The 17,928-nt window shown below is 70.5% G+C and carries 16 protein-coding genes and 1 pseudogene; 6 read left to right on the top strand and 11 right to left on the bottom strand.

The genetic code is table 11. From position 1 onward, the window contains the following. Nucleotides 1-109: 109 nt before the first annotated feature. Entirely contained in the window at nt 110-805 is a 696-nt protein-coding gene (locus ACNAYW_RS10145; RefSeq protein ID WP_415849571.1) for a LysR family transcriptional regulator, read from the bottom strand. A gap of 116 nt (nt 806-921) precedes the next feature. Between ACNAYW_RS10145 and ACNAYW_RS10140 the strand changes: the two genes are divergently transcribed. The 3 genes from ACNAYW_RS10140 (at nt 922) to ACNAYW_RS10130 (ending at nt 3,933) form a co-directional block, all read left to right on the top strand. Continuing rightward, complete coding sequence (locus tag ACNAYW_RS10140) at nt 922-2,577, top strand: iron-containing redox enzyme family protein (RefSeq protein ID WP_415849570.1); 1,656 nt, start codon at nt 922-924, stop codon at nt 2,575-2,577. Nucleotides 2,578-2,632: 55 nt separating this feature from the next. Continuing rightward, nucleotides 2,633-3,196 (top strand): DUF3592 domain-containing protein, encoded by a 564-nt coding sequence (locus ACNAYW_RS10135; RefSeq protein ID WP_415849569.1) that lies wholly within the window; start codon nt 2,633-2,635, stop codon nt 3,194-3,196. Nucleotides 3,197-3,342: 146 nt separating this feature from the next. Beyond that, the gene (locus tag ACNAYW_RS10130) at nt 3,343-3,933 is read left to right on the top strand and encodes a hypothetical protein (RefSeq protein WP_415849568.1); all 591 of its coding nucleotides are present in this window, start codon (nt 3,343-3,345) and stop codon (nt 3,931-3,933) included. A gap of 6 nt (nt 3,934-3,939) precedes the next feature. Here ACNAYW_RS10130 and ACNAYW_RS10125 read toward each other — a convergent pair whose 3' ends face one another. From ACNAYW_RS10125 to ACNAYW_RS10090, 8 genes and pseudogenes are all read right to left on the bottom strand, one after another. Then, nucleotides 3,940-4,965 (bottom strand): RNA ligase family protein, encoded by a 1,026-nt coding sequence (locus tag ACNAYW_RS10125; protein WP_415849567.1) that lies wholly within the window; start codon nt 4,963-4,965, stop codon nt 3,940-3,942. 61 nt (nt 4,966-5,026) lie between these two features. Beyond that, nucleotides 5,027-7,708, bottom strand: a complete 2,682-nt coding sequence (locus ACNAYW_RS10120; RefSeq protein ID WP_415849566.1) for a fumarate reductase/succinate dehydrogenase flavoprotein subunit — start codon at nt 7,706-7,708, stop codon at nt 5,027-5,029. A gap of 18 nt (nt 7,709-7,726) precedes the next feature. Continuing rightward, on the bottom strand, nt 7,727-8,479 hold the full coding sequence (locus ACNAYW_RS10115; RefSeq protein WP_415849565.1) for an ABC transporter ATP-binding protein: 753 nt from the start codon (nt 8,477-8,479) through the stop codon (nt 7,727-7,729). Then, entirely contained in the window at nt 8,476-9,315 is an 840-nt protein-coding gene (locus ACNAYW_RS10110) for an ABC transporter permease (RefSeq protein WP_415849564.1), read from the bottom strand. Before ACNAYW_RS10110 ends, ACNAYW_RS10115 begins: the two co-directional genes overlap by 4 nt. After that, nucleotides 9,312-10,567, bottom strand: a pseudogene (locus ACNAYW_RS10105) (ABC transporter substrate-binding protein); the annotation flags it as partial. The gene ACNAYW_RS10110 and the pseudogene ACNAYW_RS10105, both read right to left, overlap by 4 nt. A gap of 117 nt (nt 10,568-10,684) precedes the next feature. Continuing rightward, a complete protein-coding gene (locus ACNAYW_RS10100) occupies nt 10,685-10,912 on the bottom strand; it encodes a 4Fe-4S dicluster domain-containing protein (protein ID WP_415849563.1) in 228 nt (75 codons plus the stop codon). A 28-nt stretch (nt 10,913-10,940) separates the two neighbouring features. Further along, on the bottom strand, nt 10,941-11,666 hold the full coding sequence (locus ACNAYW_RS10095; protein ID WP_415849562.1) for a GntR family transcriptional regulator: 726 nt from the start codon (nt 11,664-11,666) through the stop codon (nt 10,941-10,943). A 233-nt stretch (nt 11,667-11,899) separates the two neighbouring features. Continuing rightward, nucleotides 11,900-12,784: a bifunctional helix-turn-helix transcriptional regulator/GNAT family N-acetyltransferase gene (locus ACNAYW_RS10090; protein WP_415849561.1), complete on the bottom strand. Its 885-nt coding sequence runs from the start codon at nt 12,782-12,784 to the stop codon at nt 11,900-11,902. Between the two features lie 68 nt (nt 12,785-12,852). Between ACNAYW_RS10090 and ACNAYW_RS10085 the strand changes: the two genes are divergently transcribed. Together ACNAYW_RS10085 and ACNAYW_RS10080 are read left to right on the top strand one after the other, a co-directional pair. Next, nucleotides 12,853-13,818 carry an aldo/keto reductase gene (locus tag ACNAYW_RS10085; RefSeq protein ID WP_415849560.1) on the top strand — a complete coding sequence of 322 codons (966 nt, stop codon included), beginning with the start codon at nt 12,853-12,855 and terminating at the stop codon, nt 13,816-13,818. 35 nt (nt 13,819-13,853) lie between these two features. Then, nucleotides 13,854-15,383: an AMP-binding protein gene (locus tag ACNAYW_RS10080; RefSeq protein WP_415849559.1), complete on the top strand. Its 1,530-nt coding sequence runs from the start codon at nt 13,854-13,856 to the stop codon at nt 15,381-15,383. A 1-nt stretch (nt 15,384) separates the two neighbouring features. Here ACNAYW_RS10080 and ACNAYW_RS10075 read toward each other — a convergent pair whose 3' ends face one another. Then, nucleotides 15,385-15,834, bottom strand: a complete 450-nt coding sequence (locus tag ACNAYW_RS10075) for a MarR family winged helix-turn-helix transcriptional regulator (RefSeq protein ID WP_415849558.1) — start codon at nt 15,832-15,834, stop codon at nt 15,385-15,387. Between the two features lie 128 nt (nt 15,835-15,962). On the opposite strand from ACNAYW_RS10075, the gene ACNAYW_RS10070 reads away from it, so the two are divergent. Further along, complete coding sequence (locus ACNAYW_RS10070) at nt 15,963-17,186, top strand: acyl-CoA dehydrogenase family protein (protein WP_415849557.1); 1,224 nt, start codon at nt 15,963-15,965, stop codon at nt 17,184-17,186. Between the two features lie 78 nt (nt 17,187-17,264). On the opposite strand, the gene ACNAYW_RS10065 is transcribed toward ACNAYW_RS10070, so the two are convergent. Beyond that, complete coding sequence (locus tag ACNAYW_RS10065; protein WP_114514412.1) at nt 17,265-17,834, bottom strand: LysM peptidoglycan-binding domain-containing protein; 570 nt, start codon at nt 17,832-17,834, stop codon at nt 17,265-17,267. Between the last annotated feature and the right edge of the window lie 94 nt (nt 17,835-17,928).

Below are 17,928 nucleotides of genomic sequence, written 5' to 3'. Positions count from 1 at the left end.
GGCCAAACAAGAAGCCCGTCGAGGAGAACATGCAGATAATCCGTCCGCCACAGGGCCACAACAGCCACGATGAGACCCGTCAGCCACGTCGTGGACAGTCAGGAGGCTCCTAGAGATATCGGTCGGCCTCGGCTCCGATCTTGGCCAGCCATGTTGCTGAGTTGGGTGCGGTGATCGGTTCGCGTTCGTAGTGGCCCCACAAGTCGGTGGGTACTGAGCCGGTCCGGGTGTTGATCACGAGCTGGCTGCTGGCGCACACGTCATTGAGGCGTAGTGAGTTTCGTCCAGCGAGCGGGTGGTCGGTGTTGAGGGCGATCACCCTTGGCTCGGTGCCGAGGCTGAGTACGCCGACGCCGCGTTTCTCGTGCATCCGCGTGGAACGGCGGGATATGACCATATCCAGGCGTCGATGGTGTACGAGCTCCTGGTACGGATCTTCGAACTGCAGTAGTTCGGCCGCCGTGCCGGTGCGGTGCTCCCACAGTTTCAATAGGCGATCGAGCTGGGGTGGAAGTCCCGCCCAAGCGAATCCGATGGTCAGGGATCTCGTTGGTCGCTCGTTCGCAACGAGGGCGTCGTAGTCGTCGACGATGCGCGTCAGGCGGGCGATCGCCTCCGTTTCGCCCTCCCGCACGCGAGTGCCGATTGCGGTGCGATCGAACAGGACCCGTCCGAGCCTGGCTTCGACATCGTGGACCGCCCTACTGACCGTCGGCTGATTGGCACCGATCGTTCTGGCCGCTGCGCCGATTCCGCCGTGGCGTGCGACCGCCAGGACGAGGCGAAACTGTGCAATCTCACCCATACGGAAATGGTATCCCCATGCCCGACACCGGGGCTGCCGAATCATCGCGTTCGTTCGGATGCTTGTATGCAATGACACGCACACGCGCCGCTGGCACTCTCGGTTCGGGGCTCGTCGTGAACACGGTCGAGTCCAGTACGTTCGTGGTGCTGTGGTCCAGCGGGGCGGTCGCTGCTTCGTTCGGTCTTGCCCATATTTCGCCGCAGGCTTTCCTGCTGTTGCGGGCGGCGGGGACCACAGTCGTGGCGTGGGGTGTGGCCTCGTTGATCGGCTCGGCCGTCCCCCGGGGCCGTGACCTGAAGACGGTGGTGCTCGCCGGCCTGCTGATCCAGGTCGGGTATCAAGGCTTCTTCTTTCTCGCGCTCGCGAACGGCATCACCCCGGGGCTGCTCGCCGTGATCATCGCGACCCAGCCGCTGGTGATGGTGCTACTCACCTTGCGGGCGAGCGTTGGGCGGCTGGCCGGAGTCGCGCTGGGCCTGACCGGAGTGACCATTGCTGTGGCAGCAGACCTGACCGGCGGCCGGGTCTCGGCTGTGGCGATCGGCTACGCGCTCGCGGCCGTCACCGCTATCAGCGTCGGCACGCTCGCTCAGACGAGCGCGCCGGCCGCCGGCACGTGGGTCTCGCTCGCTGTGCAGTCCACGGTCAGTACGGCGGTGTTCGGCGTCATCGTCGCTTGCGCCGGCCTGGGCGTGTTCGCCCTGTCGTGGACCGTCGTCGCGTCGGTCGGGTGGCTGGTGGTCGTCGTCAGTGTCGCGGCCACCGCGCTCATGTATCGGATCGCGCACCAGCAGGGCGCCGTCGCGGTATCGGCTCTCATGCTCCTCGTCCCGGCCGCCACCGCGCTCGAGGACTACTTGGCCCGCGGGGTTGCACTCTCCCCGCCCGTCATCCTCGGCGGCCTGGTGAGCGTCGCGGGAATCGCGGTGCTCTTCTCCGCCGACAGGAAGAGCCTTCTCCGCTCCCATGCGGAGATCTGTCCCCAACTGACCGAACAGAACCCGAAGGAACGAATGATGACAACTGCACCGACGACCGCGACCGCCGACACTTATACCGTGGTCCGGAGTCTCGCAGAATCAGTCGCGCAGTCGCGGGCGGCGGACAACGACTTCTATCGGCTCTGGATGACGACGCGGCTGCTTCCTGCCCAGGTGGAACTCTTCGCGGTCAACTTTCACGCACACGTCGCTCCGACCGTCGATCGCTTGACGCAGACCTTCGTCCGACCCCACGACGTCGAGGCTCGCGCCGAGACCATCGAGAACATCTTCGACGAGATGGGGCATGGTCACGCAGACCAGGTGCACGCCGCCCTCGCGGAGCGCTTTCTCGACTCGCTGTTGACCGCGGTCAACGACGGCCGTCCGACGCGCCTGGCGGAGGCGACCGCACCCGTGCTGCCCACCACCCGGCGGCTCATCGACGAGGGAATGGACCTGTTCGCCTCAGACGTCCATACATCGTTGGGAGCTCTGATGGCGCAGGAGTGGCACGCCTACACCCACTTGGTAAAGCTCTACGAGGGCGTGAGGCTGTACCGGGACGGCTACCAGGACCTCGACTCGTTCCACGAGCACTGCGAGTTCTTCTACCTCCACATCGGCAGTGCCGAGAAGGAACACAAGATCCAGTCCCTCGCCAGTACTGCCCGAGTGTGTGACACCCCGGAAGCGCTGGCCGCCATGACCTCCGGGCTCAACCGGTATCTCCAGCTCTTGGAGGAGTACTGGACCGGACTGTACGTCGCGATCCGTGCGGCCGGTTAGTTCCGACGCCGGACCAATGGCGATGTTCGGATCTTCCACGCGCCCAAGAGCCGTCGTGGCGACGACCGTTCTCAGGACGGTATGGGTGGCGTCATGGACGGCAGCGCTCGTCGCCTCACTGTCCAGGAGAGACATCGAACAGTCTGTACTGGCACTGATTCTGCTGATCACGGGCGCCTTCACTGTCCCGATTCGATGGCACCTCCTCACCGAGGCGTCCGTTGCCATAGGTATCTGCGTGGGCGCGGCGGCGAACGGCAACTGGGTGATCGCCGTGGCGAGCGGCGCGGCCGGGTTGATCCTGCTCGACGAATGGAACGCCTCCGCAACCGCCGAACTCAGACTGGTCCGATCGGGCCGACGAGCTCGGGGAACCGTAGTGAAGGTCGCGTACGACCGGCCGACGTGGCCGGCGCTGCACGTACACACGACGCAGTGCGTGCAATTCAACGACCAGCACGGGGATAGCCACCGATTGAGACGAACCGCAACTGAGTGGACCGACCGCATCCCGGCCCCAGGAGAAGTCGTCGACGTGTTCTACGACCCCGACGAACCTGGCCGGGCCGTCGCGCCCTACGGGCCCCGTGCGTCAACGACGGCGCGGAAGCGGCGGTAGCCAGGAGCGTGGCCGATCGCTCGCGATAGCGATTGTCCGATTACCCTGCAGATCACACCTCCGCGGAAATCCACGACAAGGAGAATCCGGTGTTGCGACCAGCAGGACGTCCAGCGTGGGCCTCACCGTCTAGGACCACGCCGGCGATGCCGCTGCGCAATCGAGTGGACCCGTGGGGCCGGATCGTCGCCGATCCGGCCCGCGGTGCATTCCTGGGCAACCGCGGAATCCTGCACGACGAGACCGGCACAGTCGTCCGCGAGCACGCGAACGCCATGTGGATCGCGTGCCGGCTCGACTTCAACGGCCGCTATCGATCCCCGCGGAACCCCGAGCCCCGCAAGTACACCCAGCTCTTCCTCTTCGACGAGGCCACCGCCTACGCCGCGGGTCACCGCCCGTGCGGCGAGTGCCGCAACGCCGACTACCGCGCGTTCAAGCGCCTCTGGGCCGTGGCGAATCCCGACGTCGAGAACACGCCGAAGGCGATGGACCGGGCGCTGCGCGCCGAGCGCCGGGCCGGAACCGCGCCCGTCACCGCCCCGCCGCCCGACGGTGCCGTGGTCACCGACGGCACGGACGCCTACCTCCGCTGGAACGGCTCCTGGTTGCGGTGGAGTTTCGAGGGTTACGCCCCGGCCGATCCGACGGGGGAGCTGCGCCTGCTCACCCCGCCGTCGATCGTCCGCATGCTTGCCCTCGGCCTGCCGTGGACGGCCCATGCCTCGGCCGGCTGAAGCCTCCTACCGCCGCGTGCGCTTCCGCCGTCCGTTCTCGCGGAGCAGCCACCGATTCGAGATGACCTTGAAGCACGGTCTTCCGTCCAGCTCGGGCATCGGTCGTGCATCGTGGCGATGCCAGACGATGCCCTCCGCCTTCCGGCCCGGGGCGACGAGGGACTCGATCCCGTCCGCCTGCGCGATCGCTTCGTCGACGGTGTCGGGGAGTGCGAGATGCTCGTAGACCGGAGCGGCGCGGTCGAGCGCCCACGCCGGCCACTCCGCGCGGGGCAGCTGAGAACCCTCGCGCCACACAGCGAAGACGACGTACCCGACGTCACCGACCCCCAGAGGGTTCGCCTGGATCGCGGGGCCGTACAGCTCGCCCTGGAGCACGAACCCGGCCACAACTGCGGAGGCCAATCCCTCGGCCTCCGCGTAGCGGATCGCGGTGAGTCCGGGCGTGGGTACCCACTCGTAATTCCGCCCGCACACCCGGAGGCCGTCGGGCGTCGTGATGAACGACGTCGACGTGCCGTCTACCTTCTCCGTCGCGAACCAATCGCGCGCGAGCAGCGTCGGATACACGTCTGAGAGGTTCTGCACCCGTTCGGCGTCGGTCTTCCGGGCGAGGACGGACGGGTACGGGCCGAGGGCCGCACCCGCGAGCTCGGCGGGCAACGGCGCCTCGTACTTCAGCACCCCGAGCGCGGTGGTGAGGTTCTCGGCACCGTGGGCCTCCGGAATATCAGCGAAGGGAAGCACGAGGCCCTGGGAGACGACGCCCCGGAGCTTCATCGTGCGGAGCACATGGAACCGATTGTCGTCGATCACGCGGACGCCGCGGGGCTCAAGGAACGCGAACCGTTCGTCGGAGATCGGGAGCGCAGCGTCGACTTCGAAGTAGACCGCCCGATCTCCCACCAGGTACTCGCCCTTGCGCACGACGGAACGCCAGCCGCCGAACACCGCGACCTCGATCGCGTCCGCTCCGGCGATCGGTTCGATCGCGTCCACCGTTCGTACGGTGACCAATTCCCTAGAACTCATGGACGCATGTGTAGTCCATCCTACTGATCCTGTGCCAGTGAATATTTAGGGTCGCCGAGCGCTAGCCCGCAGCCAGCGCCAGCCGCGCGTGCGCGCGGACGTCGGCGTCGGAATCGCTCAGTGCGGCGGTGAGCGCGCCCGCGACCGACGGCGCCGACGGCCAGGTTCGCAGCGTCACCACGGCCGCCTTGCGCACGTCGAGATGCGGGTCGGTGAGCGCGGATTCCAGCGCGGCGACGGCACCGTCGGGACCGAGGGCGACGGCGCCCCGCGCCGCGCCCTGCCGCACCTGCCACGCCCGGTCCGCGAGCCCGCCGGCCAACAGCTCGAGGTCGGTGGCGTCTCCGAGCGCGCCGAGCGCCTCGAACGCCGCGGCGCGGACGAGCGGATCCTGATCACCGGCCAGCGCCCGGACCGAGTCCACCCCGCCCAGGCCCACCGTCGCGAGCCCGGCCGCGGCGGCGATCCGGACCTCCCGGTTGGCGTCGGTGGTCGCGGGCACGAGAGCAGCCCAATCGTCGTGCGAGACCAGCCCGCTCACGCCGACGACCCGCACCCGGTGATCGGCGTCGCCCACCAGCGCCGTGTACTGCTCCGGCGATCCGGCCTTGAGGGATCGCAGCAGGTTGCCGACGGCGGCGCGGACCACCGCGTCGTCGGAGTCGAGGAACGGCGCCAACCCGTCGGCCGACGGCAGCACCTCCACCAGCTCGATCAGACCGGCGGCCGCCGCGCGCCGGACCGCGGCGTCGGCGTCGCCGAGCGCGGCGACCAGGGGAGCGAGGAACCCGTCGGGCGCGCCCTCCACCAGGAACGTGACGGCGGTGCGGCGGACCGTCGTGTCCGGATCGGACAGAAAACGAGAGAGTTCCTCCACGGAGGGGCCGTCCAGCGCGAGCAACTCCCGCAACCGCGGCGAGACCGCGGGGACCGCAGCCGCACGCGAGGCCGCCACCGGTATCGCACCGATCGGCGCCACCGCCAGCGGCCCCAGCACCTCGACGGAGGCTGATGACCCCGGAATGTGGTCGAACTCGTCCACGGCCACCAGGTACGGCGCCACCGGTCGGGTCAGGAACTCCAGCTCGCCGTCGGCGCTCAGGCGCAGGTTCAGGTGCCGTCCCCACCGCTCGTCGTCGCGCTCGGGCAGGTCCGGGCGGTCGTGGTACAGGCCCCAGCGGGATTCGGTCCGCGCGAGTGAGGCCTTCGCCGCCATCTCCGCGCAGTCGCGGATGAACGAGACCTCCACGCAGCGCATCAGCTCGTGCGGCGTCCGCGCGCCGAGCCCGCCCACCTCGCCGCGCATCCGCTCGAAGGTCTCGATCGCGATGGCCAGCTTCGGCGCCGTCTTGGGCGGCGCGATGTAGTCGTTGACGAAGCGCCGCAGCTTGTACTCGACCTGGGGCTGCGGCGGACCGTCGGGCCTGCGGGCCGGGCCGTAGATCAGCTCGTGCGCAGCTGCGATCTGCGATTCCAGCCCGTCGGATACGGCCGACACCGTGCGCGCGTGCCGCACCGAGTCCGCCCCGGCCAGCTCGCCGAAGACGAACGCCCCGATCATGTAGTTGTGCGGCACGCAGGCCAGGTCGCCGGCCGCGTAGAGGCCGGGCACCGTGGTGCGGGCGTTCTCGTCGACCCACACGCCGGACGCGGAATGCCCACCGCACAGGCCGATCTCGGAGACGTGCATCTCGATGTCGTGCGTGCGGTAGTCGTGCCCTCGGTTCGCGTGGAAGGTGCCGCGCGTCGGTCGTTCCGTGGTGTGCAGGATCGACTCCAGCTCGCCGAGCGTCTCCTCCGGCAGGTGCGAGACCTTGAGGTAGATCGGCCCACGGGCGGAATCGATCTCGGAGCGCACCTCGGCGATCATCTGCCCGGACCAGTAGTCGGAGTCGACGAACCGCTCGCCGAGCGCGTTCACCTGGTACCCGCCGAACGGGTTGGCCACGTAGGCGCAGGCGGGGCCGTTGTAGTCCTTGATCAGCGGGTTGATCTGAAAGCACTCGATGCCGCTGAGCTCGGCGCCCGCGTGGAGCGCCATCGCGTAGCCGTCGCCGGCGTTCGCCGGGTTCTCGTACGTGCCGTAGAGGTACCCGGACGCGGGCAGCCCGAGGCGGCCGCACGGCCCCGTCGCCAGCACCACGGCGCCCGCACGGATCTCGACGAATTCCCCTGTCCGCGTGTTGAACGCGACCGCGCCCACGGCGCGCCGGTCCTCCCCGGAACCGGTGGTCAGCACGCGCACCGGCATCACCCGGTTCTCGATCCGGATCCGCTCGCGCATCTTCTTCTGCCGCAGCACCCGGTACAGCGCCTTCTTCACGTCCTTGCCCTCGGGCATCGGCAGCACGTACGAGCCGGACCGGTGCACGCGGCGCACGGCGTACTCGCCGTACTCGTCCTTCTCGAACTTCACCCCGTACCGCTCGAGGCGCTGGATCATCGCGAAGCCGCGGGTCGCCGTCTGGTACACGGTCCGCTGGTCGACGATGCCGTCGTTGGCACGCGTGATCTCGGCGACGTAGTCCTCGGGCTCCGCCTTCCCGGGGATCACGGCGTTGTTCACGCCGTCCATGCCCATCGCCAGCGCGCCGGAGTGCCGCACGTGCGACTTGTCGAGCAGCAGCACGTCGGCGCCGGCCTCGGCCGCGGTGAGCGCGGCCATCGTGCCGGCGGTGCCGCCGCCGATCACCAGCACGTCGCAGGTGAGTCGGGTGCGGTCGTCGATCTCGGGGATGAGCATGACAACTCCTGGTGTGGTTCAGCGTTCGGTGAGGGCATCGACGACGCCCGCGCGCAGGGCGGAGGCCGACGGTGCGCGGCGCACATCGAAGAGGGCGCGGACGGGTTCGCCACGGCGGCCGAGCACGACGATGCGGTCGCCGAGCAGGATCGCCTCGTCCACGTCGTGGGTGACGAAGACGACGGTGGCGGGGTGGGCGTCGAGCGTGCGCAGCAGCAGCCGCTGCATGTCGCCGCGGGTCTGCGCGTCGAGGGCGCCGAAAGGCTCGTCCATGAGGACGGCGCGAGGGGCGCCCGCCAGGCCGCGGGCGAGTTGCACTCGCTGGCGCATGCCGCCGGACAGTTCGCGGGGCAGGTGCTTCGCGTAGGCGGTCAGCCCGACCTCGGCGAGCCACCGTCGGGCCTCGTCGGCGCGACGGTGCCGGGCCACGCCCCGCAGCGCCAGCGCGAGCCGCACGTTGTTCTCGACGGTGCGCCACGGCAGCAGGGCGTCCTCCTGGAAGACCATGGCGCGGTCGCGATCCGGGCCGGTCACGGGGGCACCGTCGGCGAGGACGACGCCAGCGTCGGCGCGGAGCAGCCCGGCGAGCGCGCGCAGCACCGTCGACTTGCCGCAGCCCGACGGGCCCGTCAGGACCAGGCGTTCGCCGGGCTCGACGGTGAGGTCGAGCGCGCGCACGGCGGTCGCGCCGCGGTAGCCGAGGTCGACGGCGTCGAGCGTCAGGCGCAGCCCGGTGCGCTGCGCGGGCGGGCTCACCGCCGGGGCGCTCATCGGTCGCCCCGCGGCAGCCAGCGGGTGACCCGGCGACCGGCCAGCTCGATGACGGCGGACGTGAGGAAGCCGAGCACGCCGATCGTCAGCATGCCGACGAAGACCGCGGGGTAGTCGACGAGCGTGTACGACTGCCACGTGCGGTAACCCACGCCGAGGCGACCCGAGATCATCTCCGCGGAGACGAGGCAGATCCACGCGACGCCCACGCCCACCGAGAGCCCGGAGAAGACGCCGGGGAGCGACCCGGGGAGCACGACGCGCCACAGGACGGCGAGGTCGCCGCCGCCCTGTGTGCGCACGGAGTCCTCCCAGACGGTCGGTAGGGCGCGGACGGCGTGCCGCACGCTCACCGCGATGGGGAAGAACGCCGCGGTCGCGGTGATCGCGACCATGCCCGCCTCGGAGGAGGGGAGCAGCAGGATCATGACGGGCACCAGCGCGATCGCCGGGATGGGCCGGGCGATCTCGAGCAGGGTCCCGACGGTCAGCTCGGCGGCGCGGGAGCGGCCCAGCGCGACGCCGGCGGCGATGCCGAGCACCGCGGCGACCGCGAAGCCCGTGCCGATCCGGATCACCGACTGCGCGAGGTCCAGCCAGTACTCGCCGGTGCGCACCGACTGCGCGAACCGCGCGGCGACGGCGCTCGCCGAGGGCAGCGTGTCGAAGCGGATCCAGCCGAGCGCCACGTGCTGGGTGGTGAGCAACTGCCAGACGCCGATGGCGGCGGCGACGACGGCGATGCGGACCGGCCACGTGGGAAGGACGGCGCGGCGGGCCGGGGCCGCGGCCGGCCGCCGGAGTGCCGCGGCCGGGAGCGAATCGAGGGCGGTCACCGTCGGGCCTCCTCGAGGAGGGCCCGGTACTCGACGGGGGCCGCGCCGGGGTGGCCGGCCCGGTAGCGGTCCCGGGCGTCGGGACCGGCGAAGGGCGCGAGCGTCGCGCCGTCGCGCAGCCACAGCGCCTGGTCGGCGTACCAGCGGGTGCCGGTGAGCGCGTCGGAGACGTACGCGGCGCGGACCTTCCGGTCCGTGGTCGCGAGCGCGCGGATCAGCGCGGTCGCGTCGGGGAACGTCTCGGTGGCGTCCGCGCCGTCGAACCAGATCTCCGCCGTGGGTGTCGGCGCGGGAGTTCCTGCGTCGTACCGGAGGCCGCCGCGCGCCGCCTGCGCCTCGGCGAGGGGCTTCGGGTCGACGAACCGGTCCACGTCGAGCGGCGTGCCGAACTGGCCGATCGACTGCAGGTACCCGATGTCGCCCTTGAGGGCGCCGATCAGGGGTGCGGTGAGCGTCGGGTTCGGGTCGGTGCCGCCCGGCCCGTTGTACTGGTAGACGACCTCGGCGGGCAGGCCGCTGGCCTTCCCGACGTCCTGCGCGGCCTCGAGCGGGTGCTCGCGCTGGAAGTCCGTCGCGTCGAGCTGCGCCTGGAGGAAGGCGCGCACCACGTCGGGGTGGGATGCCGCGTACTTCCTATTGGCGACCACGCCGTGCAGGGTGGGCGTGTTCAGCTCGCCGCCGTCGTAGAGCAGGCGGGCCTTGCCCTGCCGCACCAGGAGCCCCGGCCAGGCGACGAACTGCGCCAGCGCCTGGACCTGCCCGGATTCGAGGGCGCTGGCGCCCACCTGGGGCTGCTGGTTCACGACGGTGACGTCGCCGGTGCCGATGCCCGCGCGGCTCAGCGCGGCGACGAGCGTGCCGTGGCCGGCGGACCCGACGGACGCGGAGACCTGCTTACCGCGCAGGTCGGCCAGGGAGCGCAGCGGCGACGCCGGGGAGACCACCACCGAGTTGAGGGCGCCGCGAGCGCTCGACCCGGTGACCGAGAGCATCGCGGTCTCCGTCTCGGGGCTCGACTGCGCGCGGGATCCGTTGATGAGCAGGGGATAGTCGCCCATCGAGCCGATCTGGATCTTGCCGGCGAGCATGCCGCTCGTGATCGGGGCACCGGTGTCGAAGTCCTGCCAGTCGACGCGGAACTTCCCGACGGCGGCGAGGCGCTTCTCCAGGAAGCCCTTGGCGCGCAGCAGGGTTCCCGCGGTGACGGTGTTGATGGTCTTGGACTGGTAGCCCACCACGAGGGTCTGGGTGGNCTCGTCGGCGGCGGGCTCGAGCGAGCAGGACGCGAGGGCGGTGGCCGTGGCGGCGACGGCGGCGACCGCGCGCAGGGCGGTTGTCATGGCTGGGGTTCTCCGGGGGCTGGGCGGGGCTATCGCAGGAGGTACGGCATGTTGACGGTGACGGCGCCGGTGGGGCAGCGCGCGGCGCAGGGCCCGCAGTACCAGCACTCGTCGACGTACATGTGGGCGCGGTTGGTGCTCGGGTCGAGCGCGAGCGAGTCGAGGGGGCAGGCCTCGATGCAGATGTTGCAGCCCTCGATGCAGAGGGACGCGTCGATGGTGACGGGGACGTCGATGCGTTGTTCGACCTGTGCCATGGGTGTGTTCCTCCGTGTCGGGGGGCGGTCAGTCGCGGTGCAGGGTGCCGCGCAGGGTGATCCGGTCGGATCGCATGCGGATGTACTCGAGGTCGACGGGGCGGCCGCTCGCGAGATGGGTGAGGCGCTCGTAGAGCAGGAGCGGGGAGCCGGTGGCGATCGCCAGGTTGGCGGCGGTGTGCGGGTCGGCCGCCGCGGCGGACATGCAGTAGTCGCTGGTGCCCAGGCGGTGCCCCGTGACGGCCTCGATGAGGGGGAAGACGTCCTCGTTCTCGAGGTCCTGCTCCACGAGGAGGTCGCCGATGTCGGAGACCAGGTAGGTGAGGTCCAGGCTGATGGGCTCGTCGTCGAGGTAGCGCAGCCGCTCCAGGTACACGGCCTCCTCGCCGCGCGGGATGCCGAGCTTCTCGGCGACGATCGGGGGCGGCACGAGCCGGGTGGCGGTCCGCACGCGATTGCGGACCTCGCCGTGGAGGGCGAGGGTCTCGCGCAGGCCGCGGAGGCTGTCGAGCCCGTGGTCGACGGTGCGGGCGATCACCTCGGTACCCACGCGCGGGCCCCGGCGGATCCAGCCCTCGTCGCGCAGGATCGACAGGGCCTCGCGGACGGTGCCCCGGGAGACGGAGAACTGGTCGCCGAGGTCGTCCTCGCCGGGCAGGGTCCCGCGGTAGGTGCCGTCGTGGATCGCCTGGCGCAGGACGTCGGCGACGATGCGCGCGGAATCGGCGCGGATCGGTCGGTCGGTCGCTGGCATGCGGCAACGATAGGAACAGCTCGGCCGGATCCGGCCGAGCTCGGAAAGGTGCCTCGGCAAAGGACCCGTGTCGGCGCGGGATTCCGCCGGTCGGACCCCGCTCGCGGTGGCTCCGAACTGGGGCTTCCCGGGAGCGGGCCGCTATTGCGCCACCCGCGCGAGCGCCCGGCGGATTTGAATCTCGGTGATCGACTGGTTTCCCGGACGGCCCCTCGTGGGCGCCCGGGCGCTCGTCAGAGGTCCTTGGCGAACCAGTGCTGCGCGTACGGGTTGTCGTTGTACCGCTCGACCTCGCGGTATCCGAGTTTCCGGTACAGGGTGATCGCCTCGGTGAGGTTCCCGTTGGTGTCCAGCCGCAGGGCCCGCACGCCCGCGGCGCGGGCGCGGTCCTCCAACTCGGCCATGATCCGCCGGCCGAGGCCGAGGCCGCGCACGGAGGGCGCCGCCCAGACGCGCTTGACCTCGGCGAAGCCGCCGTCCTGGAAGGTGAGCGCGCCGCAGCCGACGGTCTCCTCGCGCAGCGTCGCGATGAGCAGCAGCCCGGCGGGCGGCGTGATCGACGGGTCGCCGACCGCGCCGCCGACGCCGGGATCGAAGCCGTCCGGGAACCGATCGGCCAGCTCGGCGTAGTACGACCGCGCTGCGAACCGCGCGGCCGACGACTGCGCGTCCGCCTCGTCGACCCGCACCAGCGAGGCGACGAGCAGCCGCTCGACCTCCGCCATCGCCGCGACGAGCCGCCCCCGCTGCCCCTCCGAGAGCGGATCGAGCAACGCGTGCGCGGCGTCCTCGGAGCGGGACTCGAGCTCCGCGTACTCCGCCGCGCCCGCGGCGGTGACCCGCGCGGTCCGGACCCGGCCGTCACCGTCGTCCTGCCCGACGGTGACCAGCCCGTCCGCCTCGAGCGCGCGCAGGAGCCGGCTGAGGTACCCCGAGTCGAGATCGAGGCGGGTGCGCAGGTCGCGGACGTCGACGCCGCCGTCGGCGCGGCCGATCTCCCAGAGCAGGCGCGCCTGCCCCAGCGGCCGGTCCCGCGCAAGGTACCGGTCCTGCAGCACGCCGAGCCGCTGCGTGACCGCGCGGTTGAACCGCCGTACCTGAGCCACATCCTCCGCCATATCTCTGACCTTAGTCAGAGGTATGGCGTAGAGCAACGGCCGCGCGAGAACTGCGTACCGTGGTCGGCGTGCGCTACCAACCACTCGGAACCAGCGGTCTCATCGTCTCCACGCTCGGCGTGGGCTGCAACGCCTTCGGTCGTCGGATCGACCAGCGCGCCACCGACGCGGTGGTGAACGCGGCGATCGACGCGGGAATCACCCTCTTCGACACCGCCGACAGCTACGGATCGGGCGCCAGCGAGGAAATGCTCGGGCGAGCGCTCGGAGCGCGTCGCGACCAGGTGATCGTCGCGACGAAGTTCGGCATGGACACCCAGGGGCTGTACGGCGAGGACCACGGCGTCCGCGCGAGCCGCAACTACATCCACAAGGCGGTCGAGGGCAGCCTGCGTCGCCTCGGCACCGACTACATCGACCTCTACCAGCTGCACACGCCCGACCGGGTCACCCCGCTGGAGGAGACCCTCGAGACCCTCTCCGATCTCGTGACCGCCGGGAAGGTCCGCTACATCGGCTGCTCGAACTTCGCCGCCTGGGAGGTGGTGGGCGCCGACTGGCTGGCCGAGACCCTCGGCACCCCGCACTTCATCACCGCCCAGAACGAGTACTCGCTCTACAACCGCAGCGCCGAGACGGAACTCGTGCCGGCCCTCGACAGCCTGGGCATGAGCCTGCTGCCCTACTTCCCCCTGGCCTACGGCCTGCTCACGGGCAAGTACAAGCGCGGTCAGGCCGCCCCCGAGGGGACGCGCCTCGCCCAGGAGACGCACCGGCTCGAGGGCGCCGACTTCGACGTCATCGAGGGGCTGCAGGCGTTCGCGGACGACCGCGGCATTGCGCTGCTGGACGTCGCGATCGGCGGCCTCGCGGCGCAGCCCGCCGTCGGCTCGGTGATCTCCGGCGTGAGCCGCGCCGAGCAGATCGCCGCGAACGTCGCCGCCGTCGCCTGGGAACCCACGCTCGAGGACCTCGCCGCGATCGACGGGATCGTCGCCGCCCGCCCCACCGGGTACACCACCTTCGCGTTCTGACCCCTCGGCGTCGGGCCCGCACGTAGCCTGACGGCATGTTCGTGAATCTGGGCGTCAACGACTTCCTCAACCGGGCCGAGATCGTCTATCCCGACCGCGTCGGGATGGTCGACGAGCCGGACCAACCGGCACCGTCGTGGGGCGAGAAGACCTACGCCGAGATGGCGGCCCTCGCGCGAGGGCAGGCCGCGCGGCTCGACGAACTCGGGATCCCCGTCGGTGGCCGCGTCGCGATCGTCTCGCAGAACGCCGCGCGGCTGCTGACGTCGTTCTTCGGCGTCTCCGGCTGGGGCCGGATCCTGGTCCCGGTGAACTTCCGGCTGGCGCCGGCCGAGGTCGAGTACATCGTCGAGGACTCCGGCGCCGAGGTGCTGCTGCTCGACCCCGAGGTCGAGCACCTCGCCGAGACCGTGACGGCGAAGCACGTCTTCGTCCTCGGCCGCGACGACGAGAAGATCTTCGGGCCCGCGGGCGCACCGTCGGACCCGACGCCGTGGGCCGGCGACGAGACCGCCACCGCCACCATCAATTACACCTCCGGGACCACCGCCCGGCCCAAGGGCGTGCAGCTCACGCACCGCAACCTGTGGCTCAACGCGACGGTCTTCGGCCTGCACGTCGCCCTCACGGACAACGACGTCCTGCTGCACACCCTGCCGATGTTCCACGCCAACGGCTGGGGCATGCCCTTCGCCGCGACCGGGGTCGGGATCAAGCACGTGGTGCTGCGCAAGGTCGACGGTGCCGAGATCCTCCGCCGCGTCCGCGACCACGGCGTGACGATCATGTGCGCCGCGCCCGCCGTGGTGACCGCGGCGCTCGACGCCGCCGCCGAGTGGGACGGCCCGATCCCGGGCAGCGGCACCGTGCGCGTCATCTGCGCGGGCGCGCCCCCGCCCACCCGCGTGATCCACCGGGTGCGGTTCGAACTGGGCTGGGAGTTCATCCAGATCTACGGCCTCACGGAGACCTCGCCGCTGATCACGGTGAACCGCGAGCGCGCGGAGTGGGCCGGCGACGACCCGATGGAGGTCGCCCGCCGGCTGGGCCGCGCGGGCGCCCCGGCGCTCGGCGTGGAGCTGCGGATCGACGAGGACGGCGAGATCCTCACGCGCACCAACCACGCGCTCACCGCCTACTGGAACAAGCCGGTCGAGACCGCCGCGGCGCTCGAGGGCGACTGGTTCCACACCGGCGACCGCGGGACCTTCGAGGGCGGCTACCTGACCATCGCCGACCGGAAGAAGGACGTGATCATCTCCGGTGGCGAGAACGTCACGTCGATCGAGGTCGAGGACGCGCTGGCGCTGCACCCGGCGGTGCGCGAGGTCGCCGTGATCGGCATCCCCGACGAGAAATGGGGCGAGCTCGTCACTGCGATCGTCGTCGCCGACGGCGTGACCGCCGAGGAGCTCATCACCCACACGCGGGAACACCTCGCCGGCTACAAGTGCCCCAAGCGGATCGACTTCGTCGACTCCTTGCCGCGCACCGCCACGGGCAAGATCCAGAAGTTCGTGCTCCGCGCCCCGTTCTGGGATGCGTTGGAGCGCAAGGTGAACTGACTCAGGCGTGCCAGGCGGTGTCGCCGATGTTGTCGATCATCCGCTGCAGCGTGCGGATCGTGGTGATGAAGTCCTCGTCGGAGACTCCCGCCCGGATCCGCGCGAGGGCGGTGCGGATGTCCGGCCAGGTCTCGTCGCGCCGACGGCGGCCCGCCGGGCTGACGGTGAGGGCACCGTCGGCCTCGTCGAGCAGCCCCGTCGCGATCAGGCAGGCGACGTCGGGGCGCAGCGCGTCGTCGGTGTCGACGAAGCCCCGGTGGTACTCGACCACCTCGTCCATGCCGACGCCGTCGGGGCGGTCGGCGATGTAGTTCAGCGCCCACCACTGCGGTTGGGTGAGCCCGTGGCGTTCGAGCGTGGCGCGGATGAACGTGACGGCGGACCGTCCGGTCATGCTGGCCCAGTAGCCGATCGGTTGTCCCAGGATGCGGTCGTCCGTGTAGCTCTCCATGCCGCGACGCTATTTCCTCGACGTTGGTTGAGGTCAAGGCCTTCCCGGGGGTTCGCGCACCGTCGGGGCGGGGGAGGTGCGAAGATGGGCCCCAACATATAGAACACGTTCTATTGACGGAGGTTGCGGTGTTCGAGTGGTCCGACGAAGACCTGATGGTGCGCGACGCCCTGCGGGCGTTCATCGACAAGGAGGTGCGCCCGCACGTCGACGAGCTGGAGACCGGCGCGCTGCCGCCCTACGACATTACCCGGAAGATGCTGCAGACCTTCGGCATCGACCAGGTCAACCGCGAGAACCTCGAGGCCGAGCTGGCCGCGGAGGAGGCGGGGGAGAAGCCGAAGGCCGGCGGCTCCAGCACGCTGAGCTCGTCGATGTTCCTCATCCTCAACGTTGAGATGGCCGGCGTGAGCCTCGGCCTCATCGGCTCGATGGGCGTCTCGATGGGCCTGACGGTGTCGACCATCAAGTCCCGCGGCACCCTCGCGCAGAAGAAGCGCTGGCTGCCCGAGCTGGTCACCATGGAGAAGGTCGGCGCGTGGGCGATCACGGAGCCCGACAGCGGCTCGGACGCGCTGGGCGGCATGAAGACGACGGTGCGCCGCGACGGCAACGGCGGCTACATCCTCAAGGGGCAGAAGACGTTCATCACGAACGGCCCGCACGCCGACACGATCGTGGTCTTCGCCAAGCTCGACGAGGGCGACGGGACGCCGCTGCGGGACCGCAAGGTGCTCACGTTCGTGCTGGACACGGGCATGGAGGGGCTCACCCAGGGCAAGGCCTTCAAGAAGATGGGCATGATGAGCTCGCCCACCGGCGAGCTGTTCTTCGACGACGTGCGCCTGGGCCCGGACCGGTTGCTCGGCGAGACCGAGGAGACGCCCGGCGGCGGCGGCGCCTCGGCCAAGGCCGGCTTCACCGCCGAGCGGATCGGCATCGCGGCGCTGAGCCTGGGCATCATCAACGAGGCGCAACGACTGTCGATCGACTACGCGCGCTCGCGCACCCTCTGGGGCCAGGAGATCGGGAAGTTCCAGCTCATCCAGCTCAAGCTGGCCGAGATGGAGATCGCGCGGATCAACGTGCAGAACATGCTGTTCACGGCGATCGAGGCCTCGCGCGCCGGTAAGCCGCCGACGCTGGCGCAGGCCTCGGCCATGAAGCTCTACAGCTCGCGGGCGGCGACCGAGGTGGCGATGGAGGCCGTGCAGCTCTTCGGCGGCAACGGGTACATGGCGGAGTACCGGGTGGAGCAGCTCGCGCGCGACGCGAAGTCGCTGATGATCTACGCGGGCAGCAACGAGATCCAGGTGACGCACGTGGCGAAGGGGCTGCTGCGGGGCGAATAGGCCGCCGAACGAGAACCGGCCCGCCCTCGCGTAAGCGACGGCGGGCCGGTTTCGTGATTCAGAGCGTGATTTCGGCGATCAGGGGATGGTGATGACCTGGCCCACGTTGATCAGATCCGGGTTCGCGATGCCGTTGAGCTGCGCGATCTCGGTGTAGCGGTTGCCGTCGCCCAGGTACTGCTCGGCGATGGCCCACAGGGTGTCGCCGGAGACGACAGTGTGGGTGCGCGGCGCGGGAGCGGCCGGCGCCTCGGCCGCGACGGGCTCGGGCTCGGGAGCGGCGGCGGCCTCGCGGGCCGGGGCGGGCTGGTCGGTGGCCGTGTTGGAGGCCCACTTGTCGGCGTCGCCCGCGTACACGACGAGGTTGCGGTCGTCCTGCAGGACGATGCGGTCGGCGCCGGTGCCCTCGGTCTGGGTGGACCAGACGCCCTCACCCGCACCGTTGTAGAGCACGAAGTTGCCGTCGGTCTGGAAGTTCGCCCGCTCGACACCCTTGCCGTCGGTCGCGCTCGCCCACACCACGGTGCCGGCGCCCTCCGTGAGCACGAGGTTGCCATCGCTCTGCAGGGTCAGCGTGTAGCCGCCGTTGAGGGAGTCCAGGGTCTCCCCGAGGCCGAGCTGATTACCTGCGCGAAGCACGTCGGTCATGTGTATCCCCTTAGTAGATGTACTCGGTGTACATGCGGCGCACGGTCGCGCGCCCGAGTAGACAATAGCGATCCGATCCGACATTTTGGCGAAT

The sequence above is a fragment of the Tsukamurella ocularis genome (assembly GCF_965138335.1).
Taxonomy (GTDB): Bacteria; Actinomycetota; Actinomycetes; order Mycobacteriales; family Mycobacteriaceae; genus Tsukamurella; species Tsukamurella ocularis_A.
The sequence above is the reverse complement of the archived record's forward strand: the minus strand, read 5'-3'. Positions and strand labels throughout refer to the sequence as shown.

Excerpts from the sequence above, each read along its gene's own strand:
- ACNAYW_RS10080 (WP_415849559.1), top strand. The coding sequence starts at position 13,854 with ATGTTCGTGAATCTGGGCGTCAACGACTTCCTCAACCGGGCCGAGATC.
- ACNAYW_RS10100 (WP_415849563.1), bottom strand. The coding sequence starts at position 10,912 with ATGGCACAGGTCGAACAACGCATCGACGTCCCCGTCACCATCGACGCG.
- ACNAYW_RS10115 (WP_415849565.1), bottom strand. The coding sequence starts at position 8,479 with ATGAGCGCCCCGGCGGTGAGCCCGCCCGCGCAGCGCACCGGGCTGCGC.
- ACNAYW_RS10120 (WP_415849566.1), bottom strand. The coding sequence starts at position 7,708 with ATGCTCATCCCCGAGATCGACGACCGCACCCGACTCACCTGCGACGTG.
- ACNAYW_RS10095 (WP_415849562.1), bottom strand. The coding sequence starts at position 11,666 with ATGCCAGCGACCGACCGACCGATCCGCGCCGATTCCGCGCGCATCGTC.
- ACNAYW_RS10125 (WP_415849567.1), bottom strand. The coding sequence starts at position 4,965 with ATGAGTTCTAGGGAATTGGTCACCGTACGAACGGTGGACGCGATCGAA.
- ACNAYW_RS10145 (WP_415849571.1), bottom strand. The coding sequence starts at position 805 with ATGGGTGAGATTGCACAGTTTCGCCTCGTCCTGGCGGTCGCACGCCAC.
- ACNAYW_RS10090 (WP_415849561.1), bottom strand. The coding sequence starts at position 12,784 with ATGGCGGAGGATGTGGCTCAGGTACGGCGGTTCAACCGCGCGGTCACG.
- ACNAYW_RS10065 (WP_114514412.1), bottom strand. The coding sequence starts at position 17,834 with ATGACCGACGTGCTTCGCGCAGGTAATCAGCTCGGCCTCGGGGAGACC.
- ACNAYW_RS10075 (WP_415849558.1), bottom strand. The coding sequence starts at position 15,834 with ATGGAGAGCTACACGGACGACCGCATCCTGGGACAACCGATCGGCTAC.
- ACNAYW_RS10130 (WP_415849568.1), top strand. The coding sequence starts at position 3,343 with ATGCCGCTGCGCAATCGAGTGGACCCGTGGGGCCGGATCGTCGCCGAT.